Annotated in this window: 19 protein-coding genes; 6 read left to right on the top strand and 13 right to left on the bottom strand. The window is 55.0% G+C overall.

Going from position 1 to position 21,441, the window contains the following annotated elements; genetic code table 11:
* Positions 1 to 27 precede the first annotated feature (27 nt).
* The 3 genes from IDM49_RS07785 to hutC all read right to left on the bottom strand — a co-directional run bounded on the left by IDM49_RS07785 (position 28) and on the right by hutC (position 4,771).
* Complete coding sequence (locus IDM49_RS07785; RefSeq protein ID WP_190724096.1) at positions 28 to 1,443, bottom strand: aldehyde dehydrogenase family protein; 1,416 nt, start codon at positions 1,441 to 1,443, stop codon at positions 28 to 30.
* A 193-nt stretch (positions 1,444 to 1,636) separates the two neighbouring features.
* A complete protein-coding gene (locus IDM49_RS07780) occupies positions 1,637 to 3,601 on the bottom strand; it encodes a beta-glucoside-specific PTS transporter subunit IIABC (protein ID WP_190724095.1) in 1,965 nt (654 codons plus the stop codon).
* Between the two features lie 423 nt (positions 3,602 to 4,024).
* On the bottom strand, positions 4,025 to 4,771 hold the full coding sequence (hutC, locus tag IDM49_RS07775; protein WP_228008045.1) for a histidine utilization repressor: 747 nt from the start codon (positions 4,769 to 4,771) through the stop codon (positions 4,025 to 4,027).
* Positions 4,772 to 4,935: 164 nt separating this feature from the next.
* Between hutC and hutU the strand changes: the two genes are divergently transcribed.
* From hutU to hutH, 4 genes are read left to right on the top strand one after another with little or no spacing between them, the layout of a single operon-like run.
* Complete coding sequence (hutU, locus tag IDM49_RS07770) at positions 4,936 to 6,600, top strand: urocanate hydratase (RefSeq protein ID WP_190724093.1); 1,665 nt, start codon at positions 4,936 to 4,938, stop codon at positions 6,598 to 6,600.
* A 2-nt stretch (positions 6,601 to 6,602) separates the two neighbouring features.
* Positions 6,603 to 7,787, top strand: a complete 1,185-nt coding sequence (hutI, locus tag IDM49_RS07765; RefSeq protein ID WP_190724092.1) for an imidazolonepropionase — start codon at positions 6,603 to 6,605, stop codon at positions 7,785 to 7,787.
* Positions 7,784 to 8,785, top strand: coding sequence for a formimidoylglutamase (hutG, locus tag IDM49_RS07760; RefSeq protein ID WP_190724091.1), 1,002 nt, complete (start codon positions 7,784 to 7,786; stop codon positions 8,783 to 8,785). Before hutI ends, hutG begins: the two co-directional genes overlap by 4 nt.
* A gap of 29 nt (positions 8,786 to 8,814) precedes the next feature.
* The gene (gene hutH, locus IDM49_RS07755; protein ID WP_190724090.1) at positions 8,815 to 10,365 is read left to right on the top strand and encodes a histidine ammonia-lyase; all 1,551 of its coding nucleotides are present in this window, start codon (positions 8,815 to 8,817) and stop codon (positions 10,363 to 10,365) included.
* Between the two features lie 146 nt (positions 10,366 to 10,511).
* On the opposite strand, the gene IDM49_RS07750 is transcribed toward hutH, so the two are convergent.
* Positions 10,512 to 10,877 carry a hypothetical protein gene (locus IDM49_RS07750; protein ID WP_190724089.1) on the bottom strand — a complete coding sequence of 122 codons (366 nt, stop codon included), beginning with the start codon at positions 10,875 to 10,877 and terminating at the stop codon, positions 10,512 to 10,514.
* A gap of 211 nt (positions 10,878 to 11,088) precedes the next feature.
* Here IDM49_RS07750 and IDM49_RS07745 point away from each other — a divergent pair, with 211 nt between their 5' ends.
* Complete coding sequence (locus IDM49_RS07745) at positions 11,089 to 11,463, top strand: DUF1304 domain-containing protein (protein ID WP_190724088.1); 375 nt, start codon at positions 11,089 to 11,091, stop codon at positions 11,461 to 11,463.
* A 48-nt stretch (positions 11,464 to 11,511) separates the two neighbouring features.
* Here IDM49_RS07745 and IDM49_RS07740 read toward each other — a convergent pair whose 3' ends face one another.
* The 3 genes from IDM49_RS07740 to IDM49_RS07730 are packed head-to-tail and all read right to left on the bottom strand — an operon-like array spanning position 11,512 to position 13,580.
* On the bottom strand, positions 11,512 to 12,177 hold the full coding sequence (locus IDM49_RS07740) for a DNA-3-methyladenine glycosylase I (protein ID WP_190724087.1): 666 nt from the start codon (positions 12,175 to 12,177) through the stop codon (positions 11,512 to 11,514).
* A 13-nt stretch (positions 12,178 to 12,190) separates the two neighbouring features.
* Complete coding sequence (locus IDM49_RS07735) at positions 12,191 to 12,946, bottom strand: alpha-ketoglutarate-dependent dioxygenase AlkB family protein (protein WP_190724086.1); 756 nt, start codon at positions 12,944 to 12,946, stop codon at positions 12,191 to 12,193.
* A 13-nt stretch (positions 12,947 to 12,959) separates the two neighbouring features.
* Positions 12,960 to 13,580, bottom strand: a complete 621-nt coding sequence (locus IDM49_RS07730; protein WP_228008044.1) for a methylated-DNA--[protein]-cysteine S-methyltransferase — start codon at positions 13,578 to 13,580, stop codon at positions 12,960 to 12,962.
* 114 nt (positions 13,581 to 13,694) lie between these two features.
* Here IDM49_RS07730 and IDM49_RS07725 point away from each other — a divergent pair, with 114 nt between their 5' ends.
* Positions 13,695 to 13,973: a hypothetical protein gene (locus IDM49_RS07725; RefSeq protein ID WP_190724085.1), complete on the top strand. Its 279-nt coding sequence runs from the start codon at positions 13,695 to 13,697 to the stop codon at positions 13,971 to 13,973.
* Positions 13,974 to 14,054: 81 nt separating this feature from the next.
* On the opposite strand, the gene IDM49_RS07720 is transcribed toward IDM49_RS07725, so the two are convergent.
* The 6 genes from IDM49_RS07720 to IDM49_RS07695 form a co-directional block, all read right to left on the bottom strand.
* Positions 14,055 to 14,516, bottom strand: a complete 462-nt coding sequence (locus IDM49_RS07720) for a DUF2231 domain-containing protein (protein ID WP_190724084.1) — start codon at positions 14,514 to 14,516, stop codon at positions 14,055 to 14,057.
* 193 nt (positions 14,517 to 14,709) lie between these two features.
* The gene (locus IDM49_RS07715; protein WP_190724083.1) at positions 14,710 to 16,455 is read right to left on the bottom strand and encodes an ABC-ATPase domain-containing protein; all 1,746 of its coding nucleotides are present in this window, start codon (positions 16,453 to 16,455) and stop codon (positions 14,710 to 14,712) included.
* Between the two features lie 88 nt (positions 16,456 to 16,543).
* Positions 16,544 to 18,100, bottom strand: a complete 1,557-nt coding sequence (gene glpK, locus IDM49_RS07710; protein ID WP_190724082.1) for a glycerol kinase GlpK — start codon at positions 18,098 to 18,100, stop codon at positions 16,544 to 16,546.
* 126 nt (positions 18,101 to 18,226) lie between these two features.
* A complete protein-coding gene (locus IDM49_RS07705) occupies positions 18,227 to 19,027 on the bottom strand; it encodes an MIP/aquaporin family protein (protein ID WP_190724081.1) in 801 nt (266 codons plus the stop codon).
* Positions 19,028 to 19,266: 239 nt separating this feature from the next.
* Positions 19,267 to 19,446 carry a hypothetical protein gene (locus IDM49_RS07700; protein ID WP_190724080.1) on the bottom strand — a complete coding sequence of 60 codons (180 nt, stop codon included), beginning with the start codon at positions 19,444 to 19,446 and terminating at the stop codon, positions 19,267 to 19,269.
* 170 nt (positions 19,447 to 19,616) lie between these two features.
* Positions 19,617 to 21,365 carry a glycerol-3-phosphate dehydrogenase/oxidase gene (locus IDM49_RS07695; protein ID WP_190724079.1) on the bottom strand — a complete coding sequence of 583 codons (1,749 nt, stop codon included), beginning with the start codon at positions 21,363 to 21,365 and terminating at the stop codon, positions 19,617 to 19,619.
* Positions 21,366 to 21,441: the final 76 nt, after the last annotated feature.

Below are 21,441 nucleotides of genomic sequence, written 5' to 3'. Positions count from 1 at the left end.
GCGCGTTTTTCGTCAGTTTAGTCTCACCTAGCCCCTCCGCTGGAACTTCGTGATCGCGTCCGTCAGCCACTTGGGGCTGTTCGCATCCATAACCTTCAGCGGATTGATGCGCGGGGAAACCTTGACCACCGGTTTGTGATGCGAGAACGTGTCGAACGAGAATTTGCCGTGGTAGCGCCCCATACCTGAGGCACCCACACCACCGAAGGGGAGTGCGCCCAAGCCTGCCTGAATCAAAGCAGCATTATGTGCCACTGCTCCAGACGACGTTTTCTGCTCAAACAATCGCTGTGTCTCCCGGGAAGCACCAAAAGTGTAGAGCGCCAGCGGTTTATCCCACGCGTTGATAATCTCAACAGCGCGCTCAGGCGTCTCAACAGGCACAATCGGCAGAACAGGTCCGAAGATTTCCTCGCTCATCAACGGCTGATTCGAGCCCTCACCAAGAACCTGATTCCACTCATCCAGTACCACAACAGTCGGCTGAATATAGCGGTCACCCTTATCGTAAGATACCTCATCATCAAGCGGGGCACTGCCCAACAACTCCACCAAGCGGTCAAAACGTTTCTCTGAAACAATGCGACCAAAATTCTTGGCAGTCTGCGGATCATCACCAAAGCTTTGGCTGATCGCTTTTTCCATCGCATCCTTCAACGGGACAACATTTGCCGCGGGAGTCATCACATAATCCGGTGCCACACAGGTTTGGCCAGCGTTCAAAAACTTAGCCCACACAATACGCTGTGCAACATCCTCCAAATCAGCCTGCGCATCCACCCACGTAGGTGACTTACCGCCAAGCTCCAACAGAACCGGGGTTAGATGCTTGGCAGCTGCCTCAAGAATAATTTTGCCGGTCTTGCCTGACCCCGTAAAAACGATGAAATCAAAGCGATGGGTCAGAAGCCCAGTCGCCACCTCAACGGGGCCGGTAGCAATAGTGACCGCGCCATCGGGAAAATACCGAGGAATCAGCTCACCCAATAGCGCCGCCATATGCGCTGTCTCAGGTGCCGGTTTGAGTACTGCTGTATTACCTGTAGCCAGTACGCCAATCAGCGGATTAAGCAACAGCTGAACAGGGTAGTTCCACGGAGCCATAATCAGCACCGTACCCAGCGGCTCAGGCTGCAATTGCGCACCAATAGCGGGCATACCGGTGCGTACTCGCGAAGTCTTCATCCACTTGCTCAGCGAGCGCAACGCCGCGTTGATCTCTGAGATGAGCACGTTGAGTTCTGAGAAGTCTGCCTCGAATTGGTTTTTGTGGAGGTCGGCGTGTAGAGCCTCATGTAGAGCGTTCTCGTTCTCTGTCACAAGACGTCGCAGCGCGAGCAAATGGGTGCGGCGCTGTTCTTGGCTCGAGTTGACGCCGGTGTTAAAGGCAGACCGGGCTGTATCGACGATGCTGGCAATAGCGGCTTTATCAGCGGTACTCATTTAGAATTCCTTTGCGCGCTGGTTTTTGTTTAATCATGGCATGAAATCAGGGACTGGTACCGCTCGTTGAGCTTCACTGCGGTGCTCAATGGTGGTTCCAGTCCCTGAAAAAGAGTCGCATCGTTGTTGCCAGCGGTGCGGTCATATCCAGGACGCGCCCCACGGCGTTTGCTGTGCGGCGCGTCCTTAGGTATTAGCGTTCGATGATGACGGCGAGGTCGCCAACGTTTAGTTTTTCGTCAACGCGGGGTTCGACAACGGAGAAGTTGCCGGTGTTGGTGACGATGGTGAGAACGGAGGTATCGTAGCCTTCGGCTGCTACAGCTGGGAAGTCAACGTCGACCAGTGGCTGGCCAGCGCGTACGGTGTCGCCCTTGGCGACGCGGCGGGTAAAGTGCTTGCCTTCTAGCTGCACGGTGTCGATGCCGACGTGAACGAGCAGTTCAACACCGGTTTCTGAGCGGATGCCGTAGGCGTGGCCGGAATCCAGCGCGGTGACAATCTTGCCTGAGATGGGCGCGACCACCTGGTTTGAAGTCGGCACAATCACGATACCCTTGCCCATTGCGCCGGATGCGAAGACGGGGTCATTGACGTCTTTCATGGCGATGGCGGTACCTGAGACGGGCGCGACGAGGTCGGTAGTGTTCTCTTCAGTAATTGCGGTGGGAACGACGGTTCCGGCGGGTACAACTACGGCGTCGGCGGGAACTACCTTGGAATTGGCGGGAACAGTCTGTGCCGGAATACCTGAGTCTTCGCCGTTGTCGAGCTTTTCAACAAAGGCGTTCTCGGTTTCGGTTTCTACCTTGGGCACACCGAACAGGAAAGTCATGACGAACGCGAAGATCATTGCCACTGCTACGCCGAGGAAGACCATGAACATTGCGGGGGTACCGATAAATACGGGCAGAGTCAGACCTGAAGGTACGACGAATGCGCTGGTCTGCGCGCCACCTGCTGCTGCCAGTGCGCCACCGATTGCACCGCCCACACAGCCAAAGATAAAGGGCTTCTTCAGGGGCAGGTTAACGCCGTAGATTGCGGGTTCGGTGATACCTGCAAGAATGCCGGAGAGCGATGCGGGGCCTGCAACCTGCTTGAGTTTCTTGTCGCTGGTCTTGAGCATAACTGCCAGTGCAGCTGCACCCTGAGCAAGCACAGGAGCGAAGATGGTTGCTGCCATAACGTCGTGACCGAGCGTGGTGAGGTTATTGAGCATGACAGGAACCAGGCCCCAGTGCAGACCGAAGATGGTTAGTACCTGCCAGAAGCCAGCGAGAATACCGCCTGCTAGCCACGGTGCGAAGTTCCAGACTGAGGTAATGCCGGATGCGATTAGGCTAGATGCAAAGGTGGTAATGGGGCCGACGACCATCAGGGTTGCCAGGCCGACAATGGGCAGAACCAGCATGGGAACGGTGAAGTTTCGGATAGCTGAGGGGAGTGCACGCTGTAGCCAGCGTTCAAGAATACTCTGCACCCAAACAGCCAGGATAATCGGGATAACCGATGAAACGTATGAAACCATCACTACCGGAATGCCGAAGAAATGAACCGGCTCGCCAGCAGTGTGCAGACCAATAATGGTGGGGTAGAGCAGAATGCCTGCCAGCGCCAAAGAGGTGAACTGGTTAGCCTTGAAACGCTTTGCCGAGGTGATTGCGATGGCAAAGGGCAAGAAGTTGATAATGGAGTCACCAATGGCGTTCAGGATGATGTATTCCTGACTTTCGGTGCTGAAACCAAAAGTAACTGCCAGCGCAGTGAAAGCTTTGATTAGACCGGCACCGGCAAGCGTCCACAAAATGGGCAAGAAGATTGAAGAGATCAGTTCAATAAAGCGGTTGAGCAGGTTACCCTTTGAACCTTTGGCTGAGTCGTCTGCAGCGTCGCTTCCTAAACGCGAGTTGTTGACGATGCCAGCGTAGGCGCGCGGTACATCGTTACCAATAACCACTTGGTACTGACCGCCCGATTTCATGACGGTGACGACGCCTTCGGTCGCCTTGATAGCGGCATCGTTCGCCTTGGACTCATCCTTGAGCTTGAAACGCAGACGCGTTGCGCAGTGAACGAGTGAGTTCACGTTTTCTTCGCCACCGACCAGGCGTAGCACCTCTTGGCCGGTTGCTTCGTAGTCAACTTTAGTTGCCACGGGATCTCCCTTGTATCTGACCGACGAGCCCGGGGTTGCGCACGCCAAACACCACCCACAGGCGGTGCAGAACGAGCAACTCCAAGTCTTTTTCGTTCCCTCTGCGTGCCGGTGCAACGCGCGTGCGCTGGCATCAGGTAACAAAAAAGACCCAAGTGCTGTACACAAATATGCGAGAGCACTTAGGTCTTGCCTCCAGTACAGTTTTCGTCAAAACTCCGCAGAATTTTGTGAGATCACTGCCTAAGTAACAACCCTAGGATTGCCGGTTTTTAACCGTATGGCGTCTATATAATCACACTATGTGACGCCCGTCTACTGTATGGCGCAAAATTTCAGGTTCTGGCACACAAGAGAGGTCTCAAAGCGCTCTCAAAATTTCGACCGGACGCTTTGGTACCCACCTATGAGAAAAGGGTGAGGCTATGCCCCGAATGTGCCTTCGAGCCTGCTGGAGCTACCGGGGTGAAGTAGCACAGCCGCGCTAATTAGGGTGGTACCCGACCACGTTTTGCGTGACAGTCGCAAGCAGGGATCAGCCGGGCTAATGCCCAAAAGTTCGGCCTGCTCTGAGGTGGGTAGAACTGCCTCTACAACATGCTCACCGCGCGTGAGCGGTGCCTTGTCAGTCAGATACGTATTCGGGGTGGTTTGCGTGAAATCTTGCTCGATGTACTGGGGGATGGCCTCGCGGTTGACGTAGCGATCCTCTAGCTGAATGGGGCGTCCATTGTCATAGTGCACCAGCACGGAGTGAAAGGCGCTTTCACCGAATTCAATATCAAAGTGCTGCACGCTATCCTTGCGGTACTCCACGCCCATGAGCACAATATCGGTACTGTGCTGGTGGCCTCGTTCAGTGACTTCATCGGCAATATTGCGTACCTCAAAGAGCGATGAGGTTGACTTGGTGTCTGAAACAAAAGTGCCGATGCCCTGGATGCGGGTGAGTAGCCCTTCGCCGGTAAGTTCGCGAATGGCGCGGTTGACTGTCATGCGCGAGATGCCAAGAGCCGCCACCAACTCATTTTCGCTGGGGATAATTTCGCCGGCGCTCCAGCGTCCTGACCGTACTTGTGAGGCAATGATGTCTTTGAGCAGTTTGTAGGCGGGCAGCTTGAGAGTCGCGTGCGATGTAAACATCTCCGCGAGTTCTTGGTCTTTAGTCACGCGCTTCTCCATTGACAATAGGTTGTATATACAAGACAATAAATCGTGTAAGCTGTGCCACGTACCTAGAAATTCTACCTGCAAGGTACGCCACAACTAAACAAACTCGTCAATAAGTCACTTCATGAATCACCGTCGATTCAAGAACACAAGGAGTCTCACCTATGACTGCTCACGAACCCCGCGAAGTACACGCGCCCACCGGCACCGACCTCAATACCCTCGGTTGGCAGCAAGAAGGCGCACTGCGCATGCTCATGAACAACCTCGATCCGGCAAACGCTGAACACCCCGACAACCTCGTGGTTTACGGTGGCACCGGCAAAGCAGCTCGTAGCTGGGAAGCCTTCGACGCGATTACCAACACCCTCAAGACCCTGAAGAATGATGAAACCCTGCTCGTTCAGTCAGGTAAGCCCGTTGGTGTTTTCCGCACCCACGAATGGTCACCTCGCGTTCTGATTGCTAACTCAAACCTGGTCGGCGACTGGGCTAACTGGGAGCACTTCCGCAAGCTCGAAGCTGAAGGCCTGATGATGTACGGTCAGATGACCGCAGGCTCATGGATCTACATCGGCACCCAGGGCATCCTGCAGGGCACCTATGAAACCTTCGGCGCTGTTGCTCGCAAGCGCTTTGACGGAACCCTCGCAGGCACCATCACCCTCACCGCTGGTCTCGGCGGTATGGGCGGCGCACAGCCTTTGGCAGTTACCATGAACGACGGTGTTGTCATCGCCGTGGATGTCGACGAATCTCGCGTCGACCGCCGCATCGAGCACCGCTACCTCGACGTCAAGGCAGACAACCTCGACCACGCCCTTGAGCTGGCAATAGAGGCTCGCGACGCTAAGAAGCCGCTGTCCATCGGCGTCGTTGGTAACGCAGCAGAAATCTTCCCCGAGCTTCTTGCCAAGGACGCACCCATCGACATCGTCACCGACCAGACCAGCGCGCACGACCCGCTGTCATACCTGCCCACCGACGTCACCTTCGATGAATGGAAGGCAGAAGCAGCTCGCGACCCCGAACTGTTCACCAAGCGCTCACGCGAGGCAATGACGGCACACGTAGAAGCAATGGTCGGCTTTATGGATAAGGGCGCTGAAGTCTTTGACTACGGCAACTCAATCCGCGATGAAGCACGCAAGGCAGGCTACCAGCGCGCCTTCGAATTCCCCGGATTCGTACCCGCCTACATCCGCCCCATGTTCGAAGAAGGCCTTGGACCCTTCCGCTGGGCAGCTCTCTCAGGCGACCCCAAGGATATCGAAGCAACTGACCGTGCAATCCTCGAACTCTTCCCCGAGAACGAGCACCTTGCACGCTGGATCAAGATGGCAGGCGAAAAGGTTGAATACCAGGGCTTGCCCGCACGCATCTGCTGGCTGGGCTACGGCGAGCGCCACAAGGCTGGTCTGAAGTTCAACGAAATGGTTGCAAACGGTGAAATCTCAGCCCCCATCGCAATCGGTCGTGACCACCTTGACTCAGGTTCTGTGGCATCACCCTACCGCGAGACCGAGGCGATGAAGGACGGCACCGACGCTGTTGCTGACTGGCCGCTACTCAACGCACTGGTTAACACCGCATCCGGCGCGTCATGGGTTTCAATCCACCACGGTGGCGGCGTTGGCATGGGTCGCTCCATCCACGCAGGTCAGGTCTGCATTGCTGACGGTACCGACCTGGCAGCGCAGAAGCTTGAGCGCGTGCTCACCAACGACCCCGGCATGGGCGTTATCCGCCACGTGGACGCAGGCTACGAGCACGCAGCAAACGTTGCAGAAGAACGCGGCGTTCGCATCCCCATGAAGGAACAGGACTAAATTTGAGTTCTCATCTTTTCGCCAATATCTCCTCACTCGTGACGAACGATGCGTCGCACGAGCGAGGAGCCTTGGGCGTTATCGATAACGCGGCAGTAGTGGTGGAAGATGGTCGGATCGCCTGGGTGGGTGAAGTTGCCCAGGCGCCCGATGCTGATTCCAGCACTGACCTGGATCACCGCGCCGTTTTGCCCGGCTTTGTGGAGTCGCATTCGCACCTGATTTTTGCGGGCGACCGTTCACACGATTTCGCGGCGCGCATGGAAGGCACCAAGTACTCAGCTGGCGGTATTCGCTACACCATCGAGCAGACCCGTGCCGCATCACCTGAACAACTTGAGAACAACGCGCGTAAGCTCCTTGATGAGTACGCTCGTTCCGGAAGCACCACCGTTGAAATCAAGACAGGGTATGGGCAGTCTGCTGAGTCTGAGCTGACCGGCATCCAGGTGGCATCATCCTGTAGCGATGAGGCGACTCTGCTTGCCGCTCACGTTGCCCCGCCCGAATATGCCGATAAGCACGATGAATACGTGCAGATGGTCGTTGACCGTATGATTCCCGAATGCGCACCGCATGCCAAGTGGATCGACGTGTTCTGCGAAAAAGGCGCGTTCACCGAGGATGAGTCCCGCACTGTCCTCAAAGCAGGAATGGAACACGGTCTGATTCCGCGCGTGCACGGTAACCAGCTCACCTATGGCGCCGGTGTGCAACTTGCAGTGGAACTGGGGGCAGCCTCCGTGGACCACGTGGTCTACCTCAGCGATGCTGACGTGGATGCGCTCGCCAACAGCTCAACCGTTGCTACGGTTTTGCCGGGTGCTGATTTCTCAACCCGTAACGATTACCCTAACGCGCGTCGTCTTATTGACGCCGGGGCTACCGTGGCTTTGGGCGCGGACTGCAACCCGGGCACTAGCTTCACCACGTCCATTCCGTTTTGCATTGCGCTTGCTGTGCGTGATCTTCACATGTCACCGGATGAAGCCGTATGGGCAGCTACCGCCGGCGGTGCCGCGGCACTGCAGCGCACCGACATCGGCTCTTTGACAGTCGGTGCACGCGCCAACTTTATTGCCCTGGATGCGCCCAACCACCTGCACCTGGCCTACCGCCCCGGCGTTGACCTCATCAGCGGTGTGTGGCGTGACGGCGCATCATTGTATGAAAGGAGAAGTGCATGAGCACCTCCATCAGTGTTGACCAACCAGCCGCCGCTTGGAGCGGGCGCGTTGACGGCGATGGCGCCGAACACGCCCGCATCCACACCAATGTGAAGCCTTTAGCCGAGACTTCTTTGGGGGAGTGCGACGCCGTATTCATCGGTTTTTCATCCGATGAGGGTGTGCGCCGCAATTCAGGACGCGACGGAGCAGCTGCTGGCCCCGATGCGCTACGTACAGCGTTGGGTTCTCTTGCCTTAGCCAAGGCGCCCAAGAGCACTCGCGTCACCGATCTTGCATTGGCAGATGCGGGCACTATCGTTGTCGATACCGACCTTGAAGACGGCCACCGCAAACTTGCTGAAGCCGTTGCCACTGCCATCGACGCGGGAACTCTGCCTGTTGTTTTCGGCGGTGGCCACGAAGTAGCGTTCGGTACCTACAGCGGCGTTGCCGGTTCAAAGCTACGCGCTCACAACGGCAAACCACGTACCGTGGGCATCCTCAACCTTGATGCCCACTTTGATTTGCGCCAGGCTGATCGCCCCACCTCAGGGACACCTTTCAAACAGGCACTGGATGCTGAACGCGCTCACGCCACCAACGCCAAATACGCGGTCATCGGTATCTCAGAAGCATCCAACACCCAGGTTCTCTTTGACACCGCCCAAGAGTACGGCGTGAAATACCTGCTCGATGAAGAATGCACCGTCTCGAATAAAGAACACATTGAAACATTTGTGCGCTGGTTCATCGAATCCGTTGATATCGTCTACCTGACGCTTGATCTCGATGTGCTACCGGCAGCAAACGCCCCCGGCGTCAGCGCTCCAGCAGCCTACGGTGTGCAACTGGAAATCATCAACAGCATCATCAAACAGGTCACCCGTAGCGGCAAACTGATTGCCTTCGACATCGCCGAACTCAACCCGAGCTTCGACATCGACGGACGCACCGCCAAAACAGCGGCACGCCTAGCCCACACCGCCCTCACTCACCACCAACCTTTCTCAGCATAAACTGAGCAAAATCTCGCGAAGGGAAAACAATGACTACCTCACGCCCCACCGTAACTGTCGGCATTGGCGCCGTCAGCTTCGAAGACGTCATCAACGTCGCACGCAACAACGCTGAAGTAAAGCTCAGCGAAGACGCACTGGCAGAAATCGGAAAATCAGCAGAACGCATCCGCGAACTTGCTAACCACGAAAAGCCCGTCTACGGTGTCTCCACCGGTTTCGGCGCGCTCGCATCCAAGCACATTCCGCTGGAGATGCGCACCGCACTGCAGCGCGGTCTGATTCGTTCGCACGCTGCAGGCTCTGGCCCGGAGGTTGAACGCGAAGTAATCCGCGCGCTCATGCTTCTGCGTCTTTCAACCCTTGCGACCGGACGCACCGGCGTTCGCCCCGAAGTTGCACAGGCTTACGCAGATATGCTCTCTGCCGGTATCACCCCGGTAGTGCACGAATACGGCTCACTGGGTTGCTCCGGTGACCTAGCACCGCTGGCTCACTGTGCACTTGCCATCATCGGCGAAGGCTACGTCCGCGATGAAAACGGCGAACTGTACGAAACCGCAGACGCCATGGAAAAGTACGGACTTAAGCCTGTAGAACTGGCTGAAAAAGAAGGTCTTGCCCTCATCAACGGTACTGACGGTATGCTGGGTATGCTCGTGATGGCACTTGATGATCTCGACCGCCTGACCAAGCTGGCAGACGTTGCCGCAGCAATGAGCGTTGAAGGTCTTGTAGGCACCGACCGCGTGTTCTCTGCAGACCTGCACGAACTGCGTCCTCACCCCGGCCAAGGAGATGCCGCAGCAAATATGCTCAAGGTCCTCGAAGGCTCAGACATTATTCAGCACCACTCAGGCAACCACAGCACCTACGTACAGGATGCCTACTCCCTGCGTTGCGCACCCCAGGTAGCAGGCGCTGTACGCGATACCATCGCTCACGCCCGCACCGTCGCTCAGCGCGAACTCGCATCGGCAGTCGATAACCCCGTGGTAACTCTCGACGGTCGCGTAGAATCCAACGGTAACTTCCACGGCGCACCCGTGGCATACGTGCTGGACTTCCTCGCTATCGCAGTGGCGGACGCCGCATCCATCTCGGAACGACGCACCGACCGCTTCTTGGATACCGCCCGTAACCGCGGCCTGCCTCCCTTCTTGGCAGATGATCCCGGCGTAGACTCCGGCCATATGATTGCCCAGTACACCCAGGCAGCAATCGTCTCTGAGCTGAAGCGTCTGGCTAACCCCGCATCCGTTGACTCCATTCCGTCATCGGCAATGCAGGAAGACCACGTATCCATGGGCTGGAGCGCTGCACGCAAGCTACGCCGCGCCATCGATGGTCTGACCCGCGTCATCGCTATCGAGATTCTGACCGCGGCCCGCGGTATTGATCTGCGTGCACCTCAGGTGCCTGCACCTGCAACCGCCGCTGTGATTGATCGCCTGCGTCAAGAGGTCCAGGGGCCGGGCACCGACCGCTTCCTCTCACCTGAAATTGAGGCAACAGTAGAAATGGTTGCAAACGGCGAGCTTCTGGATGCGGCGCAGTCCGTAACCGGCAAGCTCAACTAGACTAGGCGGTTTCGTCAGATACATATGATGTTCCCGAGATACATACAGTTTCCGTGTGTATCTCGGGAATTTTGTATGCAGCGATAAATCTTGAAAATTTGAGCGAAAAGACCGCCAACGACCATAAAACTCGGAATTGAATTTACTCACTCGAACTTCATCGCAGAAGTAGCTAAAAGAGTAAATGTCAACGCTACCAGCATAAGAAACTTTGACCATTCGCCGTTGAAATTCTCACTTGATAACTTGCGACCAAGAAAAGCTATACCGGCAAGATAAACGATAAGGCCGATGAGGCTCGCCCAAAAGTTAGCGTCATAGAAATTGAACTCAAAGTGGTGTTCTGTAAGCGCAGATATAAAGTACAGAAGCACAGGCGCGCTGATAATACCCGTGGCAAAGAACGTGACAATGGTGTAATCAACCTGAGGATCCGTTGTATCATCAACTAGCTTTTCCAGTTGACCTTTAGAATTATCTGGATTCACCGGTGGAGTTGGATGCTTAGACATTTTTCTTACGTCTCGTCGATACCATGAAGATACTCTTTAATAATCCTGACAGACAGTAAACTTTTCCCAAAGATGTGCAGAGATTCTTTGCAGTACCTCTTATCTGCTTAAAGACTGAGGAAAGTAATTAACACAATAGTTCTACTCACTGTGCAGTAAAGAACTCAGCTGTATATTTGAACGACACTACTTTGCCCCTGAAAGGTCTGCCGTGCTTATCGCATCTTTAGTTTTTGTTACTGGCGCAATTTTGATTCACATTTATATCTGGGTTCTTGAGACCTTTCTATGGGACCAGCCCAAGGGCATGAAAGTCTTTGGTAGCACCCCCGAACGTGCCGCTATCACCAAAGAAATGGCAGTAAATCAGGGGCTGTATAACCTGATGCTGGCACTTGTAACTGCGGTAGGAGCAGGTGCAACTGTCGCCGGCGCATCCTGGGGTCCGGCACTCATCTTTGCCGGGGCTGGCTCAATGGCTGTAGCAGGAATCTTCTTATTTTTGACCTCACCCGATAAGCGTAAACCTGCCCTGATTCAGCTTGTACCTCCGCTGTTGGGCGTCCTTCTGCTGGCAGTTGCGTAAGCACAGCACTGTATCTTTTCTCAGGTAATCGCCGGCGGGATTTCTGACTTAATCGCGGTAAATACCTGAGATTCCGCGCCGGTGTGAATCTACCAGGTGCGTATCAATCAGGCCAATGGCTTCCATCAGAGCGTAGGCACTGGTGGGGCCAATGAACTTAACCCCTTGCTTTTTTAGCTCTAGCGCAAGGGCTGCCGACGTCGCGTCCTGCGTTGGAATCTCTTCTAAGGACGCAGGACACGGGGTAGCGGCGGGTCTGAAGCCCCAGATGAGGGCGGGGAGACCTGCGTCCACGTCGAGCGTACCGGCAGGTTCAACGTCGTTGGTTCGAACACGATCTACCGTGAAGCCCTGCAAGGATGCCTCACCTGCGGCTGCGCGCTCACGTAGCGCGAGAGTTACCTGCGCATTAGCGATGGCGGCACGAATCTTTCCGCGATGCCTAATGATGCGGGAATCATGGGCAAGACGCTCAACATCGTCCTCGGTGAATTGGGCTACGGCCTCGGGGTCGAAATGGGCAAAGACCTTCCTGAACGCTTCGCGTTTGGCCAAAATGGTGCGCCACGATAAACCTGCTTGAAAACCTTCGAGGCACACCCGTTCGAAGACGCCTCTCTCGTGTGTCACCGGCACGCCCCATTCGGTGTCATAGTAGCGCTGCAATAGCGAATCTGCTTGTGCCCATGCGGGGCGAACGAGTTGGTCAGTCATGTCTTCCTCACTGCTATTTCAGCGGTAATCCGGCTGTTGCTAGCGCTGCTAATCCAGTATCTCGCAGGGTCAAGTTAAACCTACCTTCGGTAAGACCTGCGCTGTGCAAACCGATGTCGGTGGGAGCTGTCCCGACAAGAATTTTGGGCACCCCGTGGTACATGAATCTGCTGGGGCCGCCGAAAACAACAAGATCGCCGGATGCCAGCCGAAGGTCAATGTAGGGGTGGTTTTTGGTTTCTGTGTTTCCTGCCCTAAAAATGGCGGTGTCGCCTATGGATAGCGAAACGATGGGGGCGCTGGAGCGTTCTTCTTTGTCCTGATGCATACCCATGGACGCCTGCGGTGAGTAATAGTTCACCAGCGCCATATCCGGGGTGTAGGAGCGCGCCCAACGTATCGTGCGTTCGGTTTCCTCCACCGGCCACTGCAGATTTGGCCGGGCATAGGCGTCCTCTACCGCGCGGCGTCCTAACCTTACAATCCAATCCGGGACGGGCAGGGGAGCGGCGCCGCCTAGTTCAGGTACAGACTGCGTGTATTCGTAGTTGCTCCAATGCCAGCCCAAGGACGTCATTTGAACAGACATTTTCTTGCCGAAAATATCGGGGCTGTGCGGCGGGATGCCGCGCTGGGCAAAGAGCTGAAACTGGCGGACTAAAAAGAGCTGCTGAGTCACGTCTAACCAGCCGGGAAGGTGAATAACTCCCGGTAAAATTTCGCGTGCCTGGCGCGGTAAATCGCTGTCGGTAAAAAGAGAATCAGACATGAGTGAGCTCTTATTAGAACAGGCGACCTTCTTCTTCGGCGGACGGCGCTTCAAGATCGAGCAGGTATTGCTTGCGGTCGAGGCCTGCTGCATAACCGGTCAGTTTGCCGTCTGCAGATAGCACACGGTGGCAGGGGACAAAGATTGAAATTTTATTGTGGCCCACGGCTTGTCCTACTGCTTGGGCAGGAGCTCCCGGGCCAACGATTTTACTGATGTGCCCGTACGTGGTGGTGTAGCCGTAGGGAATATCTTTTAGGGCCTCCCACACAGCTAGCTGAAAGTCAGTGCCGTCAGGGGCTAGGGGGAGGTCAAAGCTGGTGCGTTTACCTTCAAAGTACTCGCTCAGTTCTTCAGCGGCCTGTTGCAGTATGGGAGAATCGTTGAGTTGGACGCGGTCACCGAGCACGTGCGGGGTGGGAAAGTGTGCTTGGCCTTGAAACCAGGAGCCCACCAATGCAGTGCCTGTGGCAGCTAGATAGAGCGTGCCCAGTGGAGATTCGTACAGAGCATGTACCGTGGTTGCCTCAGTGCCCTCGGCGTCTGTCTGCGGTGCGCCGGAGGCAACTGTGGCGTCGTTAGATTCTAGCGGCTGAGAACTGTCGGTCATGTCTGCTGTGTGTTGTGCGTCCATATCAATATTGTGACATGAAAATATTTGTTGCATCTGTTAAGCAAATTTTCAAGCGGTGGGTGCTCCCGGGTGTATGGTGAAAAAGATGCAAACCCCCTGAAGAGGAGTCGAAAATTGTCAGACCTTATTATCGATATCACCGAAGAAAATGAAGGTACCTACCAGGCTCAGCTTATGGGACACTACGGTGTTGCAAAACCTATTCTTGATCTCAACGGCGCAGAAGACGTCACCGAAGGCATCCTTAGTGAAGATCAAGAATCAGCGTACATCCTGGCTGAATTTTTACTGGAGCACCAAGAAGCAGGTTTGCTGCCGCCCATCGTTGAAATTGCTGATGTTGTAGCTACTTACGATTTTGCCATCGAACGTTTTGAAGAACTAAAGAAATAACGCCACAGGTACAAAAGGTGCAGATACAAGGCCGTATCTGCACCTTCTGCCTCTTAACTTCAAGGATGCGCTATTGAGAGGCTACTGCTGCCAGGTGAGAGCCGCGCCGGTATGACCGGTCAGTGCGCCGGTGACCAAAACAGCTAGGGCACCGATAATCAGAACAAAGCGCAGAACCGCAAATACCCAAGGCTTGCCGGCAAGCGATTCTAAAGCGCTAACGCGGTGTGCCTGCGAGCTCAACACCCACCACAGCAGGCACGCAATCACAAGCACGCCAGTACTAGCTACAGCCGCATCCGCATACTTTTCATGCTGGTGAAAATTCACGTCGGTGACTGTCTTACCCAGCATTTCACCGGTTTCTTTCGTCAGCAGAGCTGCAACGCCTGCGATCACAGCCAGCACCGGCAGACCCCAGCCCAGCCACCGGCTAAAACGCGATGAGACAGCAAGTGCTATACCTACAAAAGCCAGAACTACCATCAGCACAACACCAAAGTGAACAACCAACGGGTGCGCCGGTAAACCCAAAACCTGCATGAAACTCCCCTTGAGAACAAAAACCAAAATGACCGCTGAGGTCTAATTCGCTGTGTTACTCGTTGAGAATACCTGTGCGTTTTTTGTGTAGCTTATGAGTTTCCTGGGAACTGAGGGTTGTATAGTAGCGGCCAAAGCTAGGCGTGACTTGTTGTTTTGCTGAACTTAAGCTGGTAAATAGCTAAGCCTTTCCTCAGCCAGTAGGTGTCTGCACACGCAGGTTGCGCATCCTGTTAATGGTCGCCATCAGCTCGGACGCGCGCGGCATCGCAAGGTCACCGCGAAAGTTCTTGCCGCCACCGGTTAAACCATCCAGCCCATTAGCGCGCAACTGCGCAATCACAAGCTGCGCGGTACTGGCAATGCTGGTGGTCGGAGTCAGTTGCTGATCCACCTGTTTCAACGCAAGTGCAATAGCCTGGGTCTGCGAGGAATCAACAAGCTGAGACACATAGCGCAGCTCGGTGCTCTGCTTATCGATCTCAACCTCATGCAAACCTCGCGCTCGCGGGGCTTTACGCGCCTGTTGAGTACCTAGAGCACCCGGGCGGGCAACGCGGTAAGGCGCAGGATCTTGCTTGAGCATTTTTTGCTCAGAGGCACTGAGAAAACCGGTATAAATTTTCTCACCTTCACTGTGGATATCGCTGACTGGCCGTGGCGGCGCATAGCTCGCAGCGATTTCGTGGGCTCGAGCGGTGACGTCCTGCGGAACGTATTCATTCAAGGCAATCACAGTGTCAGCCTCCGAGAAGAATGCCCCGGAGCCGCCCATCACAATCACAGTCGATACGCCTAGCTCGTCATACATTGCCCTGACCCGATCGACAAACGGGGTAATAGGCTCAAAGCGCGGAGCCACCAGTTCTTTCATGGCGGTGTCGCGGATCATGAAGTTAGTCGCTGAGGTATCCTCGTCCATCAGCAGAGCCGATGTTCCAATTTCCAAAGCTTCTGCAACATTTGCCGCCTGCGATGTTGAGCCCGATGCATTAGACGTTGAAAAATCACTCGTATCGATTCCACCGGGTAAGTTTGAGATAAACGGATCGATATTGACGCCCGTGACAGCTCGTCCGTCTTCAGCGCGCACCGCCATAGCATCGGCCGCGGTGATAACAAACTCGCGTCCATCGCCGGGAACATGAGCATAGACACCGCGTTCTAAAGCCTTTAACACGGTGGATTTGCCGTGGTAGCCGCCGCCCACAATGAGAGTGATGCCCTTGCGAATTCCCATACCTTTAAGGACGCGACCGCTAGGGGCCGTAAGGTCCACCTGCAAAGACTCCGGCGACTCAAAGGGCACTGCCTGCGCCAGCGGGCGGTCAGAATCACCGCTAGCGCGTGCGAGCACCGAGCCATTGGCAACAAAACCAATCAGACCGTCATGTGTGAGACTATTCTGCAGCCATAAAAAATCGGTGTAGGTGATAACGTGCTCAGCCAATGCCTCACGATCGAGGTCCTCACCCAGGGCACTAAAACGCACAAGGTCGGGCAAATCATCCACCAGTAACCGCGCGGCAAGAGCACCTTTGACGCGTCGTCCGGCAGCAGGAAACCCGAACGTTAGACGAATCTGAACCTCGCTGTCATCAATAACAACCGATGATCGTTCCAAAATTTCTTGGCCGGGGGATACAAACCGAAAATCTCGTGGACCGTGAGCAATAGCATCCGCAATATCGCGAGCGATGAAGTCGCGAACAGCCACCTTCTGCTCATAGGTGCTCAAAGTATCTTCTGACAGGTTGGTTTTGCTGATCGGCACGCTGATGCGGATGCGCGATGGCGGCGCATACGGGTCAGACTGCACCCTATCGATGTGAAGGGAAAACCCCTCAAATTCATACGTGCCCATCAAAGATTTGAGAGCACCGTAGGATTTTCCATCGAGTGAACGTAAACGTTGAGCCAACGAAGATGAAGTAGCCATGTTCTCCACCCTACAGGTTTAAAACAAAAGAGTTCTCGCCGGGAGCTTTCACCCGGCGAGAACTCGTACGATATCAGCGCATCACAAATTAGTGCTGCTCAACGTCATCATCAACCCAGTCGAGGGTCTTTGAGACTGCCTTCTTCCAGTTGCGGTACTGACGCTCGACCTCTTCTGAGTCCATCTGAGGCGTCCAACGCTTATCTTCAACCCAGTTGTCGGTCACATCCTGCTCGCCATCCCAGAAGCCAACAGCGATACCTGCTGCGTAGGCCGCGCCGAGAGCGGTGGTTTCAATAACCTTGGGGCGAACAACTTCAACACCCAAAATGTCAGCCTGGAACTGCATGAGGAACTCGTTAGCGGTCATACCGCCGTCTACACGGAGTTCGCCCAGCTGCACACCAACGCCGGCTGCCTCAGCATCAGCGTTCATAGCATCGAGAACTTCACGGCTCTGCCATGCCACGGACTCAAGAGCTGCACGCACAATATGTGCGCGGTTGACATAGCGAGTCAAACCAACGATGACGCCGCGGGCGTCTGAACGCCAGTGCGGTGCGAACAGACCCGAGAAAGCGGGAACGACGTACGCCCCACCGGAATCTTCAACGCTGGTAGCCAGCTTCTCTGACTCCGCAGCGTCCTTGAGCATACCCAAGTTATCGCGCAACCACTGAATCAGTGAACCCGAGACCGCAACGGAGCCTTCCAAAGCGTAGACGGGGTCAGCGTCACCCAGTTTGTACGCAACCGTGGTCAGCAAACCGTTGTCAGAGATAACGGGTTCAGTGCCGGTATTCATCAACATGAAGTTACCGGTACCGTAGGTGTTCTTTGCCATGCCCTTTTCAAAACATGCCTGGCCGAAGGTAGCAGCCTGCTGATCGCCGAGGATGCCAGCAATCGGCACGCCGTTGAGCAAGCCCTTTTCGCGGCCCTTGCCGTAGATTTCAGATGAAGACTTAATCTCGGGCAGCATGCTCATGGGAATACCCATCTCAGCTGCAATCTTTTCATCCCACTGAAGGGTGCGAATGTTCATGAGCATGGTGCGTGATGCGTTGGTAACGTCGGTGACGTGAACACCGCCGTTGGTGCCACCGGTGAGGTTCCAAACAACCCAGGTGTCGGTGTTGCCGAAGAGCAGATCGCCTGCTTCAGCCTTTTCGCGGGCGCCTTCAACGTTATCGAGAATCCACTTGACTTTGGGGCCCGAGAAGTAGGTTGCAAGATTCAGTCCGGTAATGTCTTGATACTTGCCCGCGCCGGCTTCTCCGCCGAGCTCATCGCAAATCTTCTGGGTGCGGGTGTCCTGCCAGACGATAGCGTTGTAGATGGGTTCACCGGTGTTCTTATCCCACACCACAGCAGTCTCGCGCTGGTTGGTGATGCCAACAGCAGCGATTTCGTGATGGTTGATTTCCTGGGCGGTCATCGCTTCACCCACGACCTTGCGGATATTACGCCAGATCTCCATGGGATCGTGCTCAACCCAGCCAGCCTTGGGGAAAATCTGCTTGTGTTCCATCTGACCAACCGAGCAAATCTCGCCCTTCTTGTTGAACAGGATAGCGCGGGAACTGGTAGTGCCCTGGTCGATGGACAGGATGTACTTCTTGCGTTCGGGTAGTTTCTCGGCCATGAGATGACTCCTCACATCGTTGTGCGGTTAAAACAAAGTTTGAGTTCAACCGGTGGGTTTATATAAGTGTAGGTGCGGACGCTGGGCATTAGCTGATTGTCACCTGCCCGCGTCCGCGCGAAAAATTTAGATAGCGAGCATCGCGGGGACAATCAGCGCCGCCAGGACTCCGCCAATGATAGGACCAACAACCGGTACCCACGCGTATGCCCAGTTTGATGAGCCCTTGCCCTTGATAGGCATGAGGGCGTGAGCGACGCGGGGTGCAAGGTCACGTGCAGGGTTGATGGCGTAACCGGTGGGGGTACCGAGTGAGATACCAATGGCGAGAACCACCAGCGATACACCGAGCGGACCCAGACCGGAGGGGGTAAGACCCGATGCCACGACAAATCCCACGAGGACAAAAGTCGCGATAACTTCGGTAACTACGTTCCAGCCGTAAGAGCGTACAGCGGGGCCGGTTGAGAATACGCCGAGAGTGCTGCCGGGCTCTGCTTCATCAAAGAGCTTCTTATACGCCAGGTAAGCTAGCCACGCACCGATAAAGGCACCGAGGAATTCACCGGCGAAGTAGACAAACATGTTGCCTACGGTGGGAGCTACACCGGGGGCGAAATCATTTCCCGCTACAAAAAGACCAATGGTCACCGCAGGATTAAGGTGCGCACCCGAGGGCGCAGAAACATATACAGCTGCGAACACAGCCATTGCCCAACCAAAAGCAATCAACAACCACTCATTATTGCGCGCTGCAGATTTAGGCAGAGTAACAGCTGCACATACACCGGCACCCAACAGCAAGAGCACCGCAGTACCCAAAACCTCAGAGGAGAAAACTCCTAACGTTGTTGCCGTACCCTCAGCAGTTTTCAGGGCAGTCGCACCGTCGGCAAGAAGCATCGGTGCCTGAGCCATAAGAGACATACGTAGGTGTCCTTTCTGCACAACCTTGTGCATCAAGTCAGTGGAAACCGTATAGATTTCCAGTGAAAGACGTTGGCTCGAATTCTCAAGCAATCGTCTTAGCTTTTAAATTGTTTTTGCTACTGATGAGTAGTCTAGGGGCTGATCCAACGCCGTGAGACATTAAATCCGCGAAAACATTTCCAAAACATGAAACCGGTGGTCAGTGCCGTTTCCCGGCCACCAGCGCGCACGCATCCTTAGGGCTGGTGCGAACGAGAGACCGCCAGGAGCTTGCGTTCTTCTTTGCCAATGATCGTCATGAGAATCAACGCAAGAACAACTACACCCAGCAGGTGGCGCTGTAAGAAATCCGAGAGAGGATTTATGCTCTGACATAGTTCGTCCTTGAACTGTGAAAGGTGTGTTTCGCACGGCACGGCGTTGTACCGATGCGCGGGGTATTCACCGTAGGCGATACCCCTGTGCGAATCTGACCGGTTAGTCTAGATTCGAAAAGTTTAAGGGGTGAAGCGGTGCAAACATAATTGAGCACCTTTAGTGTCGATGTTCGCACCGCTTCATTCAAACGAGCTAAACCTTATTGGGTTTATGCGCGTGAAACGACGGTCTGAGCGTTGCTCAAGTGCCCGGTTGCAGCTGAGTCGGTGGTCTCATTTTCTGCTGCTGCGATAGCCTCAACGCGTGCCTTGTACGTATCTAGCTCGTGCTGTTCGGTAGCAGCATCCCAACCGAGTTCTTCGCTCATAATCTCGATGATTTCTTCAGCGCTGGAAAGTCCGCGGTCACGCTGTTCAAGATCCAGGCGCACACGGCGAATCAGGATATCTTCAAGGTGAAGTGCGCCTTCAAAGCGAACGCCAAACAGAACGTCAGCGCGCAAGAACTGGGGTGCATGAGCCAGAGGAGTTGCCAACGAGCCATCTTCTTCGATGAGTGCCAGAAGTTCGTGGATATCTGAGCCGTAGCGCTCCAGCAGGTGGGTCATGCGCTCATCGTTCCAGCCGTGAATCTGAGCGATTTTAGCGCGCTGTGCTTCAGCCGCGCTGTAACCGGTTGCGCCCACGAGCTCAATGGACTCTGTGACTGACGGGCGAGCCTTAGCGGTCTCACCGAGAGCAAAGTCAACAGCGTCCTCAGCCATAACTCGGTAGGTCGTCAGTTTGCCGCCGGCGATTGCACTCATACCCGGGGCAATCTGGGTAACAGTGTGTTCGCGTGAAACCTTGGTTGATGAAGACTCTGAACCTTCCTTGAGCTTAGGCTGCAGAAGCGGGCGAAGACCGGCGTAGGTGCCGATAATATCGTCCTTGGTGAGTTCATTAGCAAGCAGGCGGTTGGCTTCATCGAGAACATACTGAATATCATCAGCGGTAGCTACCGGGTTGTTGATGTCCTCGGTGTACGGGGTATCGGTGGTGCCGATAATCCAGTAACGCTGCCACGGAATAACAAACAATACTGACTTTTCAGTCATGGTGAAGATGCCGCTGGTTGCCTTAACGCGATCGCGGGGTACCAGAATGTGAATACCCTTGGATGCCAGTACCTCAAGGCCAGCGTCTTCCTGTGCCAAAGATTCGGTTTCTTCGGTCCATACGCCGGTAGCGTTGATAATGTGCTTGGCCTTGATGGATGCGTTCTCGCCGGTTTCCAGGTTGCGCACTTCAGCGCCAACTACGGTGCCGAGGTTGTTCTTGACAACGTTGGTGAGCTCGACGCGTGATGCGGCAAGCGCGCCGTAGCCTGCTGCGGTGCGAATGAGGTCGATGACCAAGCGGGCATCGTCAACGCGAGCATCGTAGAACTGGATAGCGCCGGTGAAGACATCGTTTTTGATGTCGGGGAAGATTTTCTTGGCACCCTTTTTGGTGAAGTGCTTCTGGGCGGGAACAGTGTGACGGCCGCGTGCACCTGCAAATGCCATGGTGTCGTACATACCGATGCCTACTGCTGAATATGCGCGTTCAATAACGGGCATCTTCAGCGGCCAGAGGAAAGGCTGTGCCTTCACTAGGTGGGGAGCGGTCTTTTCGAGAAGGAGACCGCGTTCTTTTAGTGCCTCAGCCACGAGCTTGAAGTCAAGGTTATAGAGGTAGCGCAGGCCGCCGTGAACAAGCTTTGATGACCATGAGCTGGTACCGTTTGCCCAGTCGCCCTGATCGATAATAGCGGTGCGCAGGCCGCGGGTTGCCGCGTCCAGCGCGATACCGGCGCCGGTGACACCGCCGCCAATAATCAGGATATCAACGCCTTCATCATCGGTCATGGCCTGAAAAGCGCGATCGCGGGATTCTTTGTTGAGGTAGCTTGCTTGGGTGAAATGCGTGCTGCGCATCGTTACTCCTGAAAAGATGGTCAACTGTATTTACCGTTTATTCGACCCCAAAAGGGTAAATAAGACCAAAAGAATT

This window comes from Rothia terrae (genome assembly GCF_014705925.2).
GTDB lineage: Bacteria > Actinomycetota > Actinomycetes > Actinomycetales > Micrococcaceae > Rothia > Rothia terrae.
The sequence above is the reverse complement of the archived record's forward strand: the minus strand, read 5'-3'. Positions and strand labels throughout refer to the sequence as shown.

What these genes read in the sequence shown, in the direction of transcription:
- hutU (WP_190724093.1), top strand. Translation starts at nt 4,936, where the DNA reads ATGACTGCTCACGAACCCCGCGAAGTACACGCGCCCACCGGCACCGAC.
- IDM49_RS07735 (WP_190724086.1), bottom strand. Translation starts at nt 12,946, where the DNA reads ATGTCTGATTCTCTTTTTACCGACAGCGATTTACCGCGCCAGGCACGC.
- IDM49_RS07740 (WP_190724087.1), bottom strand. Translation starts at nt 12,177, where the DNA reads ATGACTGACCAACTCGTTCGCCCCGCATGGGCACAAGCAGATTCGCTA.
- glpK (WP_190724082.1), bottom strand. Translation starts at nt 18,100, where the DNA reads ATGGCCGAGAAACTACCCGAACGCAAGAAGTACATCCTGTCCATCGAC.
- hutG (WP_190724091.1), top strand. Translation starts at nt 7,784, where the DNA reads ATGAGCACCTCCATCAGTGTTGACCAACCAGCCGCCGCTTGGAGCGGG.
- IDM49_RS07705 (WP_190724081.1), bottom strand. Translation starts at nt 19,027, where the DNA reads ATGTCTCTTATGGCTCAGGCACCGATGCTTCTTGCCGACGGTGCGACT.
- IDM49_RS07750 (WP_190724089.1), bottom strand. Translation starts at nt 10,877, where the DNA reads ATGTCTAAGCATCCAACTCCACCGGTGAATCCAGATAATTCTAAAGGT.
- IDM49_RS07715 (WP_190724083.1), bottom strand. Translation starts at nt 16,455, where the DNA reads ATGGCTACTTCATCTTCGTTGGCTCAACGTTTACGTTCACTCGATGGA.
- IDM49_RS07695 (WP_190724079.1), bottom strand. Translation starts at nt 21,365, where the DNA reads ATGCGCAGCACGCATTTCACCCAAGCAAGCTACCTCAACAAAGAATCC.
- hutH (WP_190724090.1), top strand. Translation starts at nt 8,815, where the DNA reads ATGACTACCTCACGCCCCACCGTAACTGTCGGCATTGGCGCCGTCAGC.
- IDM49_RS07730 (WP_228008044.1), bottom strand. Translation starts at nt 13,580, where the DNA reads ATGGACGCACAACACACAGCAGACATGACCGACAGTTCTCAGCCGCTA.
- IDM49_RS07785 (WP_190724096.1), bottom strand. Translation starts at nt 1,443, where the DNA reads ATGAGTACCGCTGATAAAGCCGCTATTGCCAGCATCGTCGATACAGCC.
- IDM49_RS07720 (WP_190724084.1), bottom strand. Translation starts at nt 14,516, where the DNA reads ATGCAGGTTTTGGGTTTACCGGCGCACCCGTTGGTTGTTCACTTTGGT.